Source organism: Curtobacterium sp. UNCCL17, from assembly GCF_000686685.1.
GTDB lineage: Bacteria > Actinomycetota > Actinomycetes > Actinomycetales > Microbacteriaceae > Curtobacterium > Curtobacterium flaccumfaciens.
Map to the genome: position 1 here is coordinate 522,859 of NZ_JMLI01000017.1, position 17,849 is coordinate 540,707.

19 protein-coding genes are annotated in these 17,849 nt (G+C 69.7%); 7 read left to right on the forward strand and 12 right to left on the reverse strand.

The genetic code is table 11. The features are described from left to right. Window positions 1–39: 39 nt before the first annotated feature. The 3 genes from BR70_RS23070 to BR70_RS0102570 all read right to left on the reverse strand — a co-directional run bounded on the left by BR70_RS23070 (window position 40) and on the right by BR70_RS0102570 (window position 1,324). Window positions 40–288: a hypothetical protein gene (locus BR70_RS23070; protein ID WP_155896739.1), complete on the reverse strand. Its 249-nt coding sequence runs from the start codon at window positions 286–288 to the stop codon at window positions 40–42. Between the two features lie 115 nt (window positions 289–403). Then, window positions 404–967, reverse strand: coding sequence for a GNAT family N-acetyltransferase (locus tag BR70_RS19165; RefSeq protein ID WP_231495618.1), 564 nt, complete (start codon window positions 965–967; stop codon window positions 404–406). A 51-nt stretch (window positions 968–1,018) separates the two neighbouring features. Further along, window positions 1,019–1,324, reverse strand: coding sequence for a hypothetical protein (locus BR70_RS0102570; RefSeq protein ID WP_155896740.1), 306 nt, complete (start codon window positions 1,322–1,324; stop codon window positions 1,019–1,021). An 82-nt stretch (window positions 1,325–1,406) separates the two neighbouring features. On the opposite strand from BR70_RS0102570, the gene BR70_RS0102575 reads away from it, so the two are divergent. Continuing rightward, window positions 1,407–1,787: a hypothetical protein gene (locus BR70_RS0102575; protein WP_027464792.1), complete on the forward strand. Its 381-nt coding sequence runs from the start codon at window positions 1,407–1,409 to the stop codon at window positions 1,785–1,787. A gap of 70 nt (window positions 1,788–1,857) precedes the next feature. Here the strand turns inward: BR70_RS0102575 and BR70_RS0102580 are convergent, their stop codons facing one another. The 6 genes from BR70_RS0102580 to BR70_RS0102605 all read right to left on the reverse strand — a co-directional run bounded on the left by BR70_RS0102580 (window position 1,858) and on the right by BR70_RS0102605 (window position 11,555). Continuing rightward, window positions 1,858–2,520, reverse strand: coding sequence for an ABC transporter ATP-binding protein (locus tag BR70_RS0102580; RefSeq protein WP_027464793.1), 663 nt, complete (start codon window positions 2,518–2,520; stop codon window positions 1,858–1,860). Continuing rightward, a complete protein-coding gene (locus tag BR70_RS0102585) occupies window positions 2,517–3,809 on the reverse strand; it encodes a hypothetical protein (protein WP_027464794.1) in 1,293 nt (430 codons plus the stop codon). Before BR70_RS0102585 ends, BR70_RS0102580 begins: the two co-directional genes overlap by 4 nt. Further along, a complete protein-coding gene (locus BR70_RS0102590; RefSeq protein WP_027464795.1) occupies window positions 3,797–4,702 on the reverse strand; it encodes a hypothetical protein in 906 nt (301 codons plus the stop codon). Before BR70_RS0102590 ends, BR70_RS0102585 begins: the two co-directional genes overlap by 13 nt. A 218-nt stretch (window positions 4,703–4,920) precedes the next feature. Further along, window positions 4,921–8,778, reverse strand: a complete 3,858-nt coding sequence (locus BR70_RS19170; RefSeq protein WP_197019604.1) for a TIM-barrel domain-containing protein — start codon at window positions 8,776–8,778, stop codon at window positions 4,921–4,923. A gap of 330 nt (window positions 8,779–9,108) precedes the next feature. Beyond that, window positions 9,109–10,920 (reverse strand): histidine-type phosphatase, encoded by a 1,812-nt coding sequence (locus BR70_RS0102600; RefSeq protein ID WP_027464796.1) that lies wholly within the window; start codon window positions 10,918–10,920, stop codon window positions 9,109–9,111. A gap of 152 nt (window positions 10,921–11,072) precedes the next feature. Beyond that, window positions 11,073–11,555, reverse strand: a complete 483-nt coding sequence (locus tag BR70_RS0102605; RefSeq protein ID WP_027464797.1) for a MarR family winged helix-turn-helix transcriptional regulator — start codon at window positions 11,553–11,555, stop codon at window positions 11,073–11,075. 55 nt (window positions 11,556–11,610) lie between these two features. On the opposite strand from BR70_RS0102605, the gene BR70_RS0102610 reads away from it, so the two are divergent. From BR70_RS0102610 to BR70_RS23075, 3 genes are read left to right on the forward strand one after another with little or no spacing between them, the layout of a single operon-like run. Continuing rightward, the gene (locus tag BR70_RS0102610; RefSeq protein WP_027464798.1) at window positions 11,611–12,801 is read left to right on the forward strand and encodes an FAD-dependent monooxygenase; all 1,191 of its coding nucleotides are present in this window, start codon (window positions 11,611–11,613) and stop codon (window positions 12,799–12,801) included. Between the two features lie 57 nt (window positions 12,802–12,858). Then, complete coding sequence (locus BR70_RS0102615; RefSeq protein WP_027464799.1) at window positions 12,859–13,197, forward strand: ASCH domain-containing protein; 339 nt, start codon at window positions 12,859–12,861, stop codon at window positions 13,195–13,197. An 18-nt stretch (window positions 13,198–13,215) separates the two neighbouring features. Further along, on the forward strand, window positions 13,216–13,359 hold the full coding sequence (locus tag BR70_RS23075) for a hypothetical protein (RefSeq protein WP_155896741.1): 144 nt from the start codon (window positions 13,216–13,218) through the stop codon (window positions 13,357–13,359). 9 nt (window positions 13,360–13,368) lie between these two features. Here BR70_RS23075 and BR70_RS0102625 read toward each other — a convergent pair whose 3' ends face one another. After that, entirely contained in the window at window positions 13,369–14,079 is a 711-nt protein-coding gene (locus BR70_RS0102625; RefSeq protein WP_027464800.1) for an SDR family oxidoreductase, read from the reverse strand. Window positions 14,080–14,134: 55 nt separating this feature from the next. On the opposite strand from BR70_RS0102625, the gene BR70_RS0102630 reads away from it, so the two are divergent. Then, window positions 14,135–14,530 (forward strand): MerR family transcriptional regulator, encoded by a 396-nt coding sequence (locus BR70_RS0102630; RefSeq protein ID WP_027464801.1) that lies wholly within the window; start codon window positions 14,135–14,137, stop codon window positions 14,528–14,530. A 10-nt stretch (window positions 14,531–14,540) separates the two neighbouring features. On the opposite strand, the gene BR70_RS0102635 is transcribed toward BR70_RS0102630, so the two are convergent. Both BR70_RS0102635 and BR70_RS0102640 read right to left on the reverse strand, forming a co-directional pair. Then, the gene (locus BR70_RS0102635) at window positions 14,541–14,915 is read right to left on the reverse strand and encodes a VOC family protein (RefSeq protein ID WP_027464802.1); all 375 of its coding nucleotides are present in this window, start codon (window positions 14,913–14,915) and stop codon (window positions 14,541–14,543) included. 115 nt (window positions 14,916–15,030) lie between these two features. Further along, a complete protein-coding gene (locus BR70_RS0102640; protein WP_027464803.1) occupies window positions 15,031–15,726 on the reverse strand; it encodes a helix-turn-helix transcriptional regulator in 696 nt (231 codons plus the stop codon). A gap of 100 nt (window positions 15,727–15,826) precedes the next feature. On the opposite strand from BR70_RS0102640, the gene BR70_RS19175 reads away from it, so the two are divergent. Further along, window positions 15,827–16,390, forward strand: a complete 564-nt coding sequence (locus BR70_RS19175) for a hypothetical protein (RefSeq protein ID WP_051596542.1) — start codon at window positions 15,827–15,829, stop codon at window positions 16,388–16,390. Window positions 16,391–16,629: 239 nt separating this feature from the next. Next, window positions 16,630–17,700 (forward strand): magnesium and cobalt transport protein CorA, encoded by a 1,071-nt coding sequence (locus tag BR70_RS0102650; protein ID WP_027464804.1) that lies wholly within the window; start codon window positions 16,630–16,632, stop codon window positions 17,698–17,700. Window positions 17,701–17,849: the final 149 nt, after the last annotated feature.

Sequence of the window (17,849 nt, forward strand, 5' to 3'; positions counted from 1 at the left end):
CTCGCACAGGGCAGGGCTCGGTAGGGCGACGCCGATCACTCACATCTCGCAGCCCGAGGCGCGCGGATGGGTTGCGGGGTTGCTAGGAACTGCGGGCCGGTTCCAGCATTTGCAGTCGCGGTGATCGATCGCGATCCGGTAGAGGCGGTCGGCTTCGTTGCGGAGTGCGCTGGAACCGGCCGGGAGGCCGTCATGCGGCAACACCGAGCGAAGGCGTTGCTCGCCGCCGGCCGCGCGGACCGAGCAATCGAGGACTTCCGTCAAGCGGTCGAGCTCCGACGCGGACACGACACCGCTCTTCTCGCCTTAGCCGAGCAAGGTCTCGCCGCGGCCCAAGCAGCCGCACTCCGGTCATCGCTGGCATAGCAACCTGTCTCGCTGACGGATCGGCTACCGGACAGCATCAGTGCTCAGCGGCCGTAGGCAAGAAGGCTTCCCAAAGGAGCTCGCCGTCGACCAGAGCGCTCGTGGGTGCAAGCCCGGTCCGTCGCGCCACGTGCATCGAGGCGGTGTGATCGGGATGGATGAAAGCCCTGATGTGTCGGACGTCGATCGAACGCAACCACGTCACGACGGTTGCTGCTGCCTCGACGGCGATCCCTCGACCCTGTTCCTCTGGCGTGACCAGCCAGGCGAGGTCCGCCACGAGGCCGTCCTCCTTGCGCTCGAGGGTGGCCTGCACGAATCCGATCGCGGGTCCGCCGCAGGCAAAACGGACGATCCAGTTCAGCCAACCCGCGCTCCCGTCCTCGGACTGGCCCTGGGATTGGCGGCGGTACCGTGCGCCCAGTTCGTCCAGGGTTGGTGGCTCGCCGCCAGTGAACCGGTAGAGCTCTGGTGGAGCCAGGGCGGTCAGCATCTCGGCTGCGTGGTCAACGGCAAGCGGTTCCAGGGCGAGACGATCCGAATCCAGGGGATCAGCCTGTGGCCACGACATGACCCGAGCCTCGCAGATCGCGAACGGCATGGGGTCTCCCGCAAAACATCCACAGTGACCACGGCCTGACTCCGCACCTGATCACGAGAGCGGCTGTCGCCGGATCCACACGGTCACCTCGAGGTGAGCGATGCCGGTCGCAGCGAGACAGACCATGGCCCACCCGACGACGCTGTGCCCGGTGGCGAGCAAGAAGATCCCGAAAGCGAGGACGAGGGCGACCAGGAGCGCACCGCAGAGGAGTAGCAGCAGGCTGGTCACGGGGCTGGCGTTCAAGGTGAGCTGCGCGTCTCGCACCCAGGCCGGGGTCCGCACACGATTCACGAGGATCGCGACCGTACCCACCAGGACTGCGATGCTCGCTGCGAGCAGACCTGCTTCAGCCATGCCGAGATGGTACCGGCGAAGGTGCATGCTTTGGCTGGTCCGCGGCCTCGAACGCCCCGGCTGACGCTGACAGGATGAGTTCGTGCAGATCGAAGAAGTGGACGAGCGGCACTACGGCACCGAAGGCGAGCGCGACACGTTCGTCGTGCACTTCTTCCATGCACCGAGCGGCGAGATGGTCGCGCCCGACTGGGACGCCACGAGTTGGTCGGTCAGTGTGATCCGCGTCACCGACGCGACGTACCGTGCGGCGTTTGCAGAGGCCCGACGGATCGCTGTAGGAGAGACGTCGCCGACACTGTTCTCGGTGTCCCTCGAGACCGCGGGGCCGAACGGCCCGGGAATCCTGCGACTGTTCGGGACCGACATCAACATGGAGGGACTCGAGCTCGAGCCCGATTCACACGCGGCGAAACGGCAGATGTTCGCCGAGTTCTTCATCCGTGACCGTGCGCACGCGTGATCGGGGATATGGAGCGCAACCACTGACGGACTGGAGGCCCGATGCCAGCTGGCACCGTGCCTCCAGTCCGTCACGTGCCGCGCGCGAGGAGCTGCCCGTGGTGGAGGTGGAGTTGCCGTCCGCATCGCTGTGCAACCCGCTCACTGTGGGTGACGATCACGAACTTGGTTCCCGCTTGCTGTAGCCGGTCGAAGAGGGCGAGCACGTCGTCTTCGGTCGTCTCGTCCAGTGCGCCGGTGGGCTCATCGGCGAGGACGACGGTAGCGCGCTTCGCTATGGCTCGAGCGATCGCGACGCGCTGCGCTTCTCCTCCTGACAGTCGTCGTGGGCGCTTGCCAGCGAGGTGGCTGATGCCGACCGCCTCGAGAGCCTCATGTGCTCGGTCGGCGGAGTCAGCGCGAGCAGGAACGCCGAGCCGGACGTTGTCGAGCACGCTGCGGTCGCCGAGGAGGCTGTGGTCTTGGGTGACGATGCCGATGTGTCGGAGTCGGTGCGCCGCCATCCTGCGTGCGGTGCGCTCGAGCACGTGCCCGTCGTGCTCGTAGGTCCCGCCGAAGTCGGTGTCGAGGCCGGCGAGGATCCGGAGCAGCGTGCTCTTGCCGGATCCGCTGCGCCCGGTGATCGCCACTGAGCGATCGTCTTCGCGGAGGTCGAAGTCGAGTCGGTCGAACAGTGCTCGGGTCGAGCCGTCGGGCTCGGTGATGGTCTTCGAGACGTCTCGCAGCACGATCATCGTGGGGTACCTCTTCGGCGTTGGGTGGTCAGTTCGATGCGAACGGCTCGTCGACCGAGTACGCCGTCCACCACGCACCAGAGGAGCAGGGCGGTGCCGGCTCCGAGTCGTGCCATCGCACTGTCGTTGGGGAGCAGCGCGCTGGACGCGAGGAACAGCCCGAGCGCGGCGGTGTACTCGGTCAGGCGGCTGGCGCGGAACAGTCGGTTCGTGGCATCCGGGCTCCTCCCGAGGAGATGGTGCACCCGTGCCACTGGCGCTCGACGGTGATGCAGGAGCCGGTTGAGGAACGCCGTGATGATGCCCATGCCCGCGGTGAGGACGACGAGCAGCGCGGTGACGAGCACCAGGTTGTCCTGGATGAGCTGGCGGACGAGGGAGAGCTGCACGAGGTAGGTCGGAACTCCGAGCAACGTGTACGACCGGAAGCCGGTGTCGTCTCCGAGTGCGTCGAGTCGCGCGACAACGCCTCCGAAATCGAGGCTGTGATCGACGGCGAGGTCGGAGTTCAGCACCTGGAACACCAGGCGTCCGAACAGCTCGGGATCCAGCCGGTCGAGTGCTGCTCGGTCGAGTCCGGCGATTGTCGGTGGGTAGGGCACGATGACGGTGTCATCGAGGTAGTGGTTCGCTTCACCGCGGAAGTACATGGCGCTGTTCGGTTCGAGGAATCCGACGACCTCGAGCTCCTGCTCCTGCAGGATGACCGCTCCGGTGAATCGCTCCCCGAGCTCGTACACGCCGCGGTACTCGTTGCCGAGCAGCACCGGGATCCGGCCGGATCCCCAGTCGACAGCGCTCCACTCGATCGGCTTGCCGTCCTGCACGGAGAGCCCCGCGAACGCGTACGCGGTCTCGTTGAGCTGGATCGACTTGATGTCCTGGACGCTTCGTCCCGACTCGTCCTGGTACTTCCCGTTGAGCGTGTACTCGGTGCCGTAACCGACGTCGAAGCGGTCGTCGCCGCGGAAGTCCTGGACTGTGACGGGCTGGTCGTACGAGGAGATGAAGTCGAATCCGGGCTCGTCATCGACGCGGTCGACGAACGAGGCGACGTCGTCGAGTGCGTGCTGGTCTCGCCGGATCGCTTCGAAAGCATCCGGGTCGAGATCGTCGACCACCGTGTAGAGGTCGACATCGGCATCAGCGGACAGGCCCTGGGCCACGGCCTGCGATGTGGACTGGGTGAACGACGCCACGTTGTACCAGCAGAGTGCGAGCAGCACGAGCAGGACGATCTTGGCGACGATGATCGCCCAGTTGGACCGGAGGTCGTTCAGCAGTTCCATCGACGGCTTCCTTGCAAGAACGAAGCGACGGACACGGCAAGCACGACGGTTCCGACCGCGACGGCTGCGGCGGTGACGTCGAGGTCGAGGATGGTGGTCTGCCTGACGACCGCCGCGCCCGCGAGGGCGGTCGTAAAGGCGGCGGTGCTGATCACGCCGACTCGGATGGCAGCGCTGCGAAGGGTGGTCAGCGGTCGGATCCCCGTGGTGAAGCGGACGGCGGCAGCGCGGAGTTCCCATCGTCCAGCTTGCAGCCCGGCGACCACGGCGATGAGCACGACGACGAGGGAACCGAGCGCGACCAGGATGGGCGACACGGCGTCGACGTTCGTCCTGCGGTTCGTGCCGTCGTCGATGATCTCGACGCTCCTGCCGGGGAACTGTGCGCTGTAGTGGCGGGCGCTGCTCGGGCCGTCCAGGAGCAGTCGCTCTGGTGACGCCGAGAACCGCGACGGATCAGCGAGGACCACATCGTCGGACAGCAGGCTGTCGGCCCGAACGCCGAGTCGCCCCACCACCTCGTACGTCATGCCATCGACGGTGATGTCCTCGCCGCGGACGTCGACGGCAGCGCCGACGAGGGCCTCGCCGGGACGTCCGGTCAGGGCGTGCCCGTCGTGCAGCGGAACGTCTGTCCACTGTCCGGACAGGACCACGACGGCGCGGACGTCACCGTCCAGACCCAAGAACACCTTCGTCCCCGGTTCGAACGCGCTCCGCGCACGCTCGAGATCGTCGAGCGTCGTGGTCACCCACGCGCTCTGGCCCGTGCGGAGGTCATTGCCTTCCGAGGCGATGACACGTCGGCGAGCGTCGAACACCCCGATCAAGACCGTCAACAGCATGGCCAGCAGCAGCAGGCCCGCGATCGCCGTGATCTGTTGTTTCGTCACGTCTTCTCCTCACGCCTCGGACGGTGCACGTCACCAGCCGTTAACATGTCAGACGTCGGAGATTTTGCCTAGGAGCGTGTCGTAGTCGCGCCCGTCCTGCGGACGCGTGATCGGGACCCGCAGCGCGACCACGGATGGACTGGAGGCCCGGTGCCAGCTGGCACCGGGCCTCCAGTCCGTCCGTCATCCGCCCGTGACGGGTAACCGCTCAGGCGGGCTCAGACCCGCGCGCGGCGTCGCCGGCTCCGCAGCGTCCACACGAGTCCACCGGCCGCGAGCAGTGCCGCCGCCAGCAGCCCGAGGGGGAGCAGGTTCGCGCCCGTCCAGGCCAGTGCGCCGCCCGGGTCGCTGCCGGCGTCCGCGCCGCCGTTGCCCGGCGCTGCCGCCCCCGGTGCACCGGATCCGTTGCCACCCGGCGTCGGAGCGCCGCTGCCCGGCGTGCCAGCACCCGGCGAGGTGGTCGGCGCCGGAGCAGCCGCAGCCACCACGGCGAAGGCGGCCCGAGCCAGGGCCACACCGTCGACCGATGCGGTGACCGTCACCCGACCGGACGCCGTGCCCGGCACCCGCAGGTCGGTCGAGAACGCACCACTCGCGTCGGTGTGCGCGGTGGCACCACCGATGCGTGGCGCGGTTGCCAGAGCCACGTCGGTGTCCGCCGGGAACCCGGCGCCGGTCACGGTCTGCGTGTCGCCCGCGTCCACCCGAGGCGACTCGACCCGCAGGACCGGGGTCGCCGCCGCCTTGCTGCTGAAGGCGACGACGGTTCGCTTCGTCACGGACCGTTCGTCGACCGGCACGCTGATGGTGCGGGTGTCGGCGTCGTAGGTCCAGGCGGTGTCCGCGATCACCCGGCCGTCGATGGTGACGGTGCGGGGGCGGTCGGCGTTCGTGAACGTCGCCGTCCACGATCGGTCCTGCACCTGGCCGGCGAAGGAACCGTCGGCGGGGGCGATGGCGAGCGAGCCGCCGGTCGCCTGCTGCGTGTAGCGGACGGCTGTGGAGGCGCTGCCCGCCGTGGCCTTCGCGGACGCGGCGGCCGTGGTCATCGCGCTCGACTTCGCGGCGCCGTCAGCGGCGCTGTCCGCGGCGCCGTCCTCACCGGCGTCTTCGTGCAGGTCGAACGAACCGTTCGCTCCGGTCGCCACCGTCAGGGTGACGGCGTCGAGCGGTGCTGCGTCGTTCCCGACCTGCTCCGAGCGGGCGGGGACGATGCCGCCGCTCTTCACGAACACCGGCATGCTGTTCAGGTCGGTCGTCACGTCGGCGGTGGTGCCTCCGGCGTACGTCTCACCGGTGAACCAGTCGGTCCACGAGCTGCCGGCCGGGAACCAGACGGAGCGGGTCGCCTTGCCGGAGTCGTCGTTCGCGGCGGTGACCGGGGCGACGAGCACGTCCGGGCCGTACAGGTACTCCGAGCCGGCCTGGGCGTAGGACTCCTGCGCCTCGGGGTACTGCAGGTAGAGCGGCTGCAGGATCGGGGTGCCCGTCTCGGTGGCCCGGGCGGCGAGCGTGTAGGTCAGTGGGACCAGGGCCTCGCGGAGGTTCAGGAACCGCTTCGCCGACGCCTCGGCAGCGGCCGGGTACTGCCACGGCAGTCGGTCGCTGTGGTTGCTGTGCAGGCGGTCGATCGGCTGGAAGGTGCCGAGCTGCACCCAGCGGGCGTAGAGGTCCTCGGGCAGCTGGGTCGTGCCCTCCTCGGCGCCCTCGATGCCGTACTGCGCACCGTTGTGGCCACCGATGTCGTGGCTGACCGCGGCCAGGCCGGTCGCGGCGGACTCACCGGGGGTGTAGCCGACCTCGGCGAGCAGCATGTCCCACGACGACGTGGTGTCGCCGGTGAAGTGCACGGTCGTGCGCTTGTCCGCCCACGGGCCGGTCGGGACCGCCTGCGGGTTGCCGTAGCCACCGGCCGTCAGCGAGCCGTACGCCCGCGAGAACGCGAGCCCGCGGCCGCCGAGCGCCTGGTCCGTGTACTCCGCGTACTGCTGGTTGATGAACGCGTCGGGGGTGACGCCGTTCGCGGAGTACTTCGAGTTCTCGCTGCAGCACCAGTCGAGCCACCACATGTCGACGCCCTTCGGCTGCAGCGAGGTGTGCAGGTCGAAGTAGGCCTTGAGCTGGTCGGGGTCGGACCAGTCGAACAGGTACCGGTCACCGTCGCCCTTGGTGAGCTTGCCCTTCGCGGTGGCCTGGGCCTTCGCGAACTGCGGGTCCTGGCTCGAGATCGACGGGTGGATGTTGAGGGTGTTGTGGATGCCCTGGGCGTGCCAGTCGGCCAGCAGGCCGGTCATGTCCGGGATCCGGGACGGGTCGACCGACCAGCCGTTCCACTTGCTGTCGCCCTGGTTGGTGGGGCTGCCGATCTTGTAGTCGGTGTCGATCGCCATGACGTCGACGGGGACGTCCTCGTCGTCGAACCGCTTCGCGATCGCAAGGTAGTCGGCCTGTGATCGGTCGTAGTACTCGGAGTACCAGACGCCGTACGCCCAGCGGGGGAGCAGCTTCGTCGGACCGGTCAGGACGGCGAGCTCCTGCAGGGCGTGGCGGTAGTCGCTGCCGTACCCGAAGACGTAGCCGTCCTGGTAGCGCTCGCCGCCGTGGTCGTCGGCGGGGGTGACGGTGTCGGTCGCCTGGTCGTACAGCGCCGAGGCGCTGTCGTCGAGGAGTGACCAGCCGTCCTGGTAGAGCAGACCCGGGTTCGTCTTCACCGATCCGTTGGCGGTGTCGAGGTCGCGTCGGTACCCGCCGAGCGGTGCATGTGCGGCGAGGACCGGCGACGCGGTGTCGACCACGGCGACGGTGTCGAAGTTCACGTTGCAGTTGTTCGCCACGGTCGGGCACCCGATCACGACGTCGTTCGTGCCGGCGGCCAGGTGCACCGGCACGGTGGCGGTGTTCCAGTAGTCCCAGCCGCTCGTCTTCGGGAGCGGTGCAGTGGTGGCCTGCTGACCGGTCGGGGCCGCGGTGAGCGTCGGCGTCGCGGCGGAGCCGTTGGCGTAGCGGACCTGCAGGGCGTAGTCGCCCGCGGCCGGCACTCCGGTGACGTGGGTCGTCAGCTGCGCCCCGGCACGCTCGAACCCGGCGACGAAGCCGTCCCCGGCGAAGCCGTTGTGGTTCGTGGCGGTCGTCGCCGGAGCGGTGCGTGCCGAGTCCTCGGCCTGGCACACGGTGCCGAACGCGCAGTCCTCGCCGGTGACCGTGGTCGACGGTGCCGGGTAGGCGGCGCCGGTGCCGACCAGGGCCAGGCTGTCGACGTTCACCCGGCCGGAGTCGTCCGCGGTGCGTTCGATGCGCACGCTGTGCTCTCCCGCCGTCAGGTCGAGCGTCGTGGCAGCGGTGGGCTTCCAGTCGTCCCAGTTCGCGCCGGGTGCGAGCCGGATCGTCTTCGCGGCACCGCCGTCGACCCTCACGCTGAGGGTGCGGGTGGCGACCTGGCCGTCGCCGCCCTGCGAGTTCGCGTAGCGCAGGGCGAGGTCGTACGAGCCGGCACGTGCCGCCGTGGTCGTGAAGGTCATCGCGTTGCCGACGGACTCGAAGCCCGCGGCGAACCCGGCTCCGGTGAAGCCCGTGTGGTCCGTCGCGAGGGACAGGCCGGTGAGCCCGAGCGCCTCGGCCTCGCAGAGCGACCCGATCGTGCACGAGGGGGTGGGCGTCGACACCCACGGCGTGCCGGTGACCCGCTGCCCGGAGGCCGTGGTCACGGTGGTCTGCAGAGTGTCCTGCGTGAAGGCCCCCGAGCCCTCCTTGTACCGGACGGTCATCGCGCCCGTGTCGAGGGTCAGCCAGCCGTCCCGCTCGGTCTTCGTGAACGTCGTGGGTGCGAAGTCGTCGCGGCCGATGACGTTGAAGGTGCTGCCGTCGGTGAACTGCGAGTCACCCGCGTACTCGGTGCGGATCAGGGTGGGGGAGAGCACCTCGAACCGGGCCTGGCCCGAGACGACGGTGCGGTCGGCTGCGGGGTCCGCGGCGGCCGGGATCGCGGCGATCCCGAGCATGCCGAGGGCGGTCGCAGCGACGATGCCCGACGACAGCGCACGGCGCAGCCCTCGGGATCGGAAGGAGATGGGGCGCAAGTGGGTGCTCCTCGTGGACGTCGTCGTCCATCGGGCCGTGCAACGGCCGTGACCTGCGGGCCGTCCCTGCGGCGGCCCGTTTACAACGCTGTAAACCATACGACCAGGAGGGCTCCCGAGGAAGGGGCAGCCGGGGGTCGGCTCGTTTCGCGGCTTCCGCCGCATTGGTGAGCGCCGTGGTCGCGTCATTCGTGGCCGTGGACTCGAGCCGATGACGGACTGGAGGCCCGGTGCCAGCTGGCACCGTGCCTCCAGTCCGGCCGTCACCCCGCTGGCGCGGTGCGCCGGTACCGGCTGGTCATCTCGAGAAGCCTCGGATCCGCGTCGGTGTCACTCGGTGGGTCGCAGGCGACGCCGCCGACGCAGCACCAGAGTCCCGGCACCGGCCATCAGGAGCAGTGTCGCGAGCAACGCCGGTCCGACAGGTGACCTCGCTCCGGTCGCGGCCAGCGTGCCCGTCGCCGTCGCCGGGGTCGTCGGTGTGCCGGCCCCCTGGGTCACCGGTGTCACGGTCGGGGTCGGCGCGGGCTCCGCGGTGGGCGTCGCGGTCGGTCCTGGCGTGGCTGCAGCGATCAGCGGGCTCTCGGTCATCGCCGTGCCGGTGAGGCAGTGCTTGAGCTCGGTCTCCTTGACCCAGTGCGACCCTGCGGCGACTGCACGGCATCCGGAGGCGAACGCGATCTCCCGCTCGTTGTAGAGCATGCGCACGAGCGGCGTGTAAGCGGCTCCGGTAGCGGGGTCGATGCCTGCTCGCGACACGACGTCCCACTGCACGTTCGCCGCCATCGGCGTCACCTGGGAGCCTCGCCACGGGTTGGTGGCGTCGTCGTAGACGTCGGCGTCCGAGGCCGGAGCGGCGTTGTCGGGCGCGGCGACGGTGGATCCCGGCAGACGCAGCAGCGCAGCGAACGGGATGATCGTCTCGGCGTGCGCGAAGCGGAAGGTCGCGACCACGTCGCCGCCGGCGACGCGGGCGTCGATCGTGGCGAAGAAGTCGTCGAGCAGGGGCTCGGCGATCGAGTAGGTCTCGTCGTGCCCGGCGAGGCTCGGGCCCTTCTCGTAGAAGTCCTCGGCGTCGAGCAGGTACGCGAACCACTCGGCATCCGCCGGCCGGCCAGCGAAGTACTGGGCGAAGTCGAACGCGTGCGGAGCGACGTTCTCCTGTTGCATGTCGGCCGCGATGATGTACAGGTTGTAGAGCGACATCGCCGCATCGACGGTGCTCTTGATCGACTTCTTCGGATCGCCGCAGGCATCGGGATCAGCCTTGGTGTCGGCGCCGGGCGCACACGCCACCGGGCCGCCCTTGGAGCCGTCGGCGGTGTTGTACCAGACGTGTGCCTTGTCCGTGCCGATCGCGGCGATGAACCCGGGCGTGAAGATGCCGGAGAGCAGGTCCTGCGCCGCCTCGACCGATCGCGGTTTCGCCTCGATGTACTGCAAGGCCGCCGCGATCGTGCCGCCGTCACCGGTCTGTGCGGCGACGTAGTCCTCGTACGCCTGGGCGCGCTCGCGCTCGGGCGACCCCTCGGCCTTGTCGGTGCCGTCCGGGTTCTCGACGTCGTGGAAGTAGAGCAGATCAGGCCGCGGTTCGAGCTTGACGCCCGCGGCCCCGAAGCCCCGCAAGAAGTTCTCGCCCGACTCCGTGGCGCGAGACTCACCCGAGGTCTCGGCGACCACTCGCCCGCCCGTCTTCGCCGCAGCTGCGAACAGCTGCTTGTTGCGCTGCGCGGCTCGCGCTCCGATGCCCTGGTGCTGGGCGGCACCCTGACCGGTGAGCATGCCGTAGCCGTTCGCGACGTTCGCCGCGGTGATGGCATCGAGGTTCGCGGAGAACTCCTTCCCGATCTCCGGCGTCAGGAACCCGTTCTCGGCCTGCGCGGTCGCGGCGAGACGGTGCAGCAGCGCGTCGTACTTGTACGCGGAGAGCCCCCGGGATCCGTGGCGGGCGACCGACTCCGTGGCGACGGCTGCGTAGCCCGTCGGTGCCGGCGAGTAGGCGTCGATGTCCGACTGGCTGGGGGCGATGTACGGCTGCTTGCTGCTGTAGAAGCTGGCCTCGGCGGCGTGCGCCGGTGCTCCGAGCATCAGCGAGGCGAGGGCAGCGACGGCGATGCAGGACAGTGCGGTGCGGGTGTTCATGGGGCCTCCGGTATCGGGACCCTCGGGCGGCGGTCCGACAAGCAGAGGTAGCGGCAGCGGGTGAACAGCCCTTGACCTGGGGGTGACCGGACGGTGCTACCGGCCGCCGCATCCATGCCGTGCGGTTCTCGACCGGGAAACCTCGACGGCGTCTACCCGCGGAGCCGGTCCGCGGCATCCGACGCGGCACCGACCATGCGGCGGATGAACGCGGCGTGGTGCTCGAGCTCCGCTGCAGGCACCTCTTGCAGGGCGGCAGCGATCTCGGCGGTCGACCGCTCCGTGAACGCCCGCGCGCGTTCCCGCGCAGCCGGTGTCGGACGGAGCGTCACCCGGCGCCGGTCGGTGTGCTCGCGGCTGCGTGCGAGCAGACCGGCCGCTTCCAAGCGGTTCAGCAGCACCGTCACGGAGCCGGAGGTCATGCCGATCCGCTGCCCGAGCCGTGCGGGCGACAGCGGGTCCCCGGACGAGTCGGCCCAGAGCACCTGTCCGAGGGCGTTCGCGTCCGTGGTCGGCAGGTCGAGCCACGAGGACATCAGCTGGTTGAGCTCGGCGAACGCCACCGCCCACGTCTGGAGCGCTTCCATCACCTCGACCTGGGGTGCGTCCCACTCCATCTCGAACACGTCGTCCATCAGATTCCTTTACTGTGTAGTATCTTTACTGTAAAGCTCGCAACGGAGGAACACCATGGCAAACCGCACCGCTGTCATCTCAGGAGCCAGTATCGCTGGCCTCTCGACCGCCTACTGGCTCCGACGGACCGGATGGGACGTGACCGTCATCGAACGCGCCGCTGTGTTCCGTGACGGCGGACAGAACGTCGACGTCCGAGGCGTCGCGCGCGACGTGCTGCGCAAGATGGGCTTGTTCGACGCCGTGAAGGCACGGAACACCACCGAGACGGGCACCGTCCTCGTCGACGGGCGAGGGGCCGTCACCGCCGAACTGCCCTCCGACGGGGCTGGCGGTGCGACAGCGGAACTCGAGATCCTGCGCGGCGACCTCGCTCGGACGATCCTCGACAACCTGCCGCCCGGCGTCTCCTTCGTCTACGGGGACACCGTGTCGGACGTCGACGACGACGCTGCGGGAGTCACCGTGACGACCGAGAAGGGGCAGCGCCTGCGCGCGGACCTGTTCGTCATAGCCGAGGGTGTGCGGTCCCGCACCCGTGCGACGGTCTTCGACGAGGACGACGTCGACCAGCGCGACCTCGACGTCACCATGGTCTTCGGGACCATCCCCCGGACCGACGGCGATGACGACCGGTGGCGGTGGCACAACGCCGTCCGCGGACGCCAGGTCCACCTGCGACCCGACCCGTACGGCACCACGCGCGCGATCCTCGCCTACTCTCCCGGGGACGACGTCATCGGCCTGACTCGTGAGCAGACACTCGCGGCGGTGCGGCGCAGGTACGACGGAGTCGGGTGGGAGGCGCCGCGGGTCCTGGACGCGCTCGACACGTCCCCGGACGTCTACATCGACCAGCTCCAGCAGATCCGGATGCGGACCTGGCACCGCGGCCACGTCGTGATGGCCGGTGACGCCGGATGGTGCGTCACACCGATGGGCGGCGGCGGCGCCTCGCTCGCGCTCACCGCCGGGTACGTCCTGGCCGCGGAGCTCGCAGACGCGACGAAGGACCAGGCGGCAGCGCTGACTGCTTACGAGACATGGATGCGCCCGCTGGTCGATGATGTGCAGGACCTCCCTCGTGGGCTCAAGGCTCTGGCGTACCCGCAGTCCCGACTCGCGCTCGCGCTCCGCGGGCTCCTGAACAAGGTGTTGATGTCACGGCCGCTTCGACCAGTCGCCATGAAGCTCACCCAGGTCGCTGAGACCGATCGCGAGTTGCCGGTCCTCCTCGATCGCTGAGTCCTCAGCGCGGGACCGGGCGCGCTCACTGCGCGTGACGTCCGGCAAGCTGGGGGAATGGCCGACACAGTCCCAGGGACCGTCCACTTCCACCAGAAGCACCACGAAGCGATCATCCGTGGCGAGAAGGTCACAACCGTGCGGTGGAACGAGTCCGTGCAGGTCGGCGCGGCGACGTTCGTGTTCGACGATCACCCGACCGCCGAACCGGTGGCCGGCACGATCACCGCCGTGCACCGGTACCGGCTCGACACCCTCACGGCGGAACAGGCGCATCAGCCGCCGGAGACGGACATGCAGCTCTTCGGTCAGCAGCTCCGTGAGAACTACTACCCCGAGATGCCGGACGATGCGGTCGTCGAGGTGGCCGAACTCACGACCGGGCCGTCTCAGTAGTCGCAGCTCGACCTCGACATGGTGACGCGTGAGTTCACGCTCGTCGGGGTGAACCCCGCCCTCGACCAGTTCGCGGAGCTGGCCGACGAGCTGCGGGTCCGGGCTGAAGAGCAGGCAGCACGACACGGCCGCACGCTGGCGGCCGTGCCGAAGGCTGCGTGAAGCCGGCTCCTACGACGCGAGCATCTGCGCCACCACGGCGTACAGCTCCTCGGGGCGGCCGGCGAGCATCTGCTTGATCAACGCGGTCTGCTCGTCGACGACGACCTCGTAGTCGTCGCGCTCGACCCCGTCCAGGGTCGCGCGCGCCACGTCCGCCGGGTCGGTCTTGGCCATCGAGATCCCCGCGGTCATGTCGGTGTCGGCCACTCCGAGGTGCACGGACATCACCGCGGTCCCTTGGCCGGCCAGCTCGTGACGCAACGCGTTGCCCATGTTCCACAGGGCGGCCTTCGACACCGCGTAGGCGGAGGCTCCGGGCATGGCGAGCCACGAGGCACCCGAGGCGATGTTCACGATGCCCCCACCGCCGTTCGCCGCCAGGACCGGCGCGAACGCGCGGATCACGGACAGGGTGCCCCAGACGTTCGTGTCCATGTCGGCGTGCGCTGCGTCCAGATCGCCCAGCAGGGTCGCCGTGGTCGCGATCCCGGCGTTGTTGACCAGGAGATCGACGTCGGTCGCGACCGCGGCGGCCGCTGCGACCGACGCGGGGGAGGTGATGTCGAGGGCGAGGCGCTCGACGCCCTCGAGGTCGATCAGTTCAGGGCTTCGGGCGGTGGCGTAGACCTTCGCCCCGCGTCCGATCAGCTGCGCGGCGAGGTGGCGTCCGATACCGCGGTTCGTGCCGGTGACGAGGGCGGTGGCTCCAGAGAGGTTCATGCCGCTACGGTAGAACCTGACGTCAACGTGAGAATCAAGCCCGAGGGACAGAACGATGCGGATCGGTGAACTCGCAGAACGGGCCGGCGTCAGCGTCCGGTCGCTGCGGTACTACGAGGAACAGGGCCTCCTCGAGTCCGAGCGGACCACGGGCGGACACCGGGAGTACCGCGAGCCCGATGTCGCGCGGGTGCGCTTCATGCAGATGCTCTACGCGGCGGGCATGCCGAGTCGTCGGATCGTCGAGATCCTGCCCTTCCTCGACACCGGGGTCGCGACGCGGACGATGCTCGACCACTTCGACGAGGAGAGCGATCGCATCCGACGCCAGATCGAGGCCCTCGGTGCCACCCACGACCGCCTCGCGCGGCTCCGCGACATCGCGGCGGAGTCCGTCGCGGGGCGGCCGCCGGAGGAGTGCCGCTCGTCGGCGAACGCCGCCGCCGCCTGAGCACCCCCGACTAGCTGGCGGCGGGCCTGCTGAACAGGTTGACGACGTTGCCGTCCGGGTCGCGGACCAGTGCGGAGCGGTTGCCCCACGGCATCGTGGTCGGTTCGAGGACGACGTCGTCGCTGCTGAGCTGCAGTCCGGCGAAGTCGCCGTCGACGTCGGCGACCTCGAACTCGACGAGCACGGAACGGTTCGTCGCGGGCGTCAGCGCGCCGCCGAGCATGGCGACCGTGGCGGTGCTGGCGATCGCGAGGTTCCCACCCGGGCCGCTGAACTGCGCGAAGACCGGTGCGGGGCGCTCGGCCGGCTGGCCGGTGATCCGCTCGTAGAAGGCGACCATGCCTTCGAGGTCGTCGGTGATGATGCGGACGGATGCGAACGACATGGGGTTCCTCACGGTGGTGCTGCTGACTCGGAGCGACCAGCTTCACCGACTGCCGCGACACCGTCCTGTCGGTGTTTCCGGAAACCGACCGCGTTTCCGGAAACCGACGGCGCAGCTACTCGTCGAGGACTGGCCGGAGTCGTCCGTACTGGATCGCGAGGTCCTCGGATCGCAGGACGCGCTGCGCGGGCCGCTCGTCGGTGACCTCGACGGACAGCATCCGGTCGCCCCGGAACGCCCGCACCCCGTCGCGCTTCCGGCACCAGGCGATGAGGTACCACTGACCGTCCTTCCCGATCGACCCCAGCGGTTCGACGTCCCGGACGGACTCCGCTCCGTCGGCGTCCCGGTACCGCAGCCGCACGACTCGATCGGCACGCAGGGCCGCCGCGAACCCGGCCGGGGCGACCGTGTCCTCGTCGTCCTCCAGGAAGTGCACCCGGGACGCCAGTGCGCTGGCTCGTGCGGCGTCCCCGGCGGGCATCACCGCGAGCGTCTTCCTGGCCGCGGTCTGCGCCGCCTGCCGGAACGGACTGCGCCCCAGCGAGCCGAGCCCGATCAGCACCGCGAGGGCCTCGTCCGGTGTGAAACCCGCCGGGCCGAGCGTCGCGGACGCGTCGATGACGTACCCGCCGGTCCGGCCGGGCTCCGCCCAGATGGGCAGACCCGACTGCTGCAGCGCGGAGATGTCCCGTTCGATGGTCCGCACCGACACCTCGAACCGCTCCGCGAGACGACGCGCGCTCCGCGGTTGCGGGGAGACGGCGCGCAACTCCTCCACGAGGCCGTAGAGCCGATCGGTGCGATTCACCTGGCCATCTTCGCTGTCGTGCCGAGGGTTCCGTCAGATCCACGCCGTCTCGTCTGCCACGTGCTCGTGGGGCTCGCGCCCGTCCGCCTAGGCTGCGGGGGTGTCTGCAGCCCTGACCGTCGAACTCCTCCGGACGTTCGGCGTTGCGATCGAACGCGGGTTGTCCGAACGGGAACTGGCCCGGGCCGAGCGTCGGTACGGCGTCCGGTTCGGCGCGGACCACCGAGCCCTGCTCTCCCTCGCAGTGCCGAGCGGGGACGGCTGGTTCGACTGGCGCGCTCGGGACGACGAACGGCTGCGACGGGCGATCCGGTGGCCGGTCGAGGGCGTCCTGTTCGACGTCGGTCACGACGCCTTCTGGCCCGGGTCGTGGGGCGAGCGACCCAGCGATGAGTCGCAGCGTCTCGAGGTGGCCGAGCGGCACCTGCTGCAGTGGCCGCAGCTGGTGCCGTTGTACTCGCACCGCTACCTGCCTGCCGCGCCGGTCGGCAGCGGGGCGCCGGTCTTCTCGGTGTACCAGACGGACGTGGTCATCTACGGCGATGATCTCGTCGACTACGTCAAGCGAGAGTTCCGGCCGGATCGTACCGAGCGGGAGACCAGCGTCGGGATGCACGACCTGGAGCCGTGGACGCTGCTCGCCTTCGGCGAGGACGTCCCCTGAACGCAACGAGCGGATCCGGCTGCCGGCGGTTCTGAACGCAACGGCTGACGGACTGGAGGCGCGGTGCCAGCCGGCACCGCGCCTCCAGTCCGTCCCTGGGTCGCGCCCAGGGCGTGTCAGGACTCCGACAGGAATCCGGCGCGCAGCGTGAGGGCTCCGTCAGGGAAGCGCTCGCGCCGTCGGCGGTCCGGCATGCTCGGCAGGTTGCCCGCATGCACCACGGAACCAGGAGGACACCGGTGGCCCTCATCGACAACGGCATCTACGTCAACGGAACGCGGACGGACTCGCCCGCGGACCTCGGGCGCACGTACGAAGCGCTCGACGCCGCCGGGAGGGGCGCGATGGCCTGGATCGGGCTGTTCCGACCGACCGCCAGCGAACTGGCCTCCGTCGCCGACGAGTTCGGGCTGCACCCGCTCGCCGTCGAGGACGCGCACAAGGGGCACCAGCGGGCGAAGCTCGAGCGGTACGGCGACACCCTGTTCGTGGTGCTGCGACCCGCCTGGTACGACGAGGACGAGGAGACGGTCGAGTTCGGGGAGGTGCACCTGTTCACCGGGCGCGACTTCGTCGTCACCGTCCGGCAGGCGGAACGACCGAACCTCGCCGACGTGCGGAAGCGACTCGAAGCCGACCCGGACGCCCTGGGGCGCGGGTCCGAGGCGGTGCTCTGCGCGGTCCTCGACGAGGTCATCGACAGCTACGCCCCCGTCGTCGCCGGGCTGCAGGACGACATCGACGACATCGAGGACGACCTGTTCGACGGCGACGTCGACCCGGCGTCCTCGCGGCGGATCTACCAGCTGCTCAGCGAGGTCATCGGGTTCCAGCGTGCCATCGGCCCGCTGCCCGGGATGCTCAACGCGTTGCTGCGCGGTGCCGAGAAGTACGGCACGGACACCGAGGTGCAGAACCAGCTGCGGAACGTCCTCGACCACGCGATCCGCGTCACCGAGCGGGTGGACACGTTCCGGACGCTGCTCGAGAACGCCCTCACGCTGCACTCGACCCTGGTGACGCAGGAGCAGAACGACGCGATGCGCCGGATGACCAGCGCGAGCCTGGCGCAGGGGGAGGAGAGCCGGCGGCTGGCTCGGGCGTCGATGGAGCAGGGCGAAGAGGTGAAGAAGATCTCGTCGTGGGCGGCGATCCTGTTCGCCCCGACGTTGGTGGCGTCGATCTACGGCATGAACTTCGAGCACATGCCCGAGCTGCGGTGGGCGTGGGGGTACCCGGCGGCGATCGTCGCGATGGTCCTGCTGGCGGTCGTGCTGTGGGCGGTGTTCAAGCGGCGGCACTGGCTCTGAGCGTGCGTGACGACGGACTGGAGGCGCGGTACCAGCTGGCACCGTGCCTCCAGTCCGTCCGCTGGTCGCGTCGCGCGACCGACGCCGGCTTGTTCACCCAACCGACGCATGCGCGTGGCAAGGTGGTCCGGGGCATCGTCGCCCGCAGC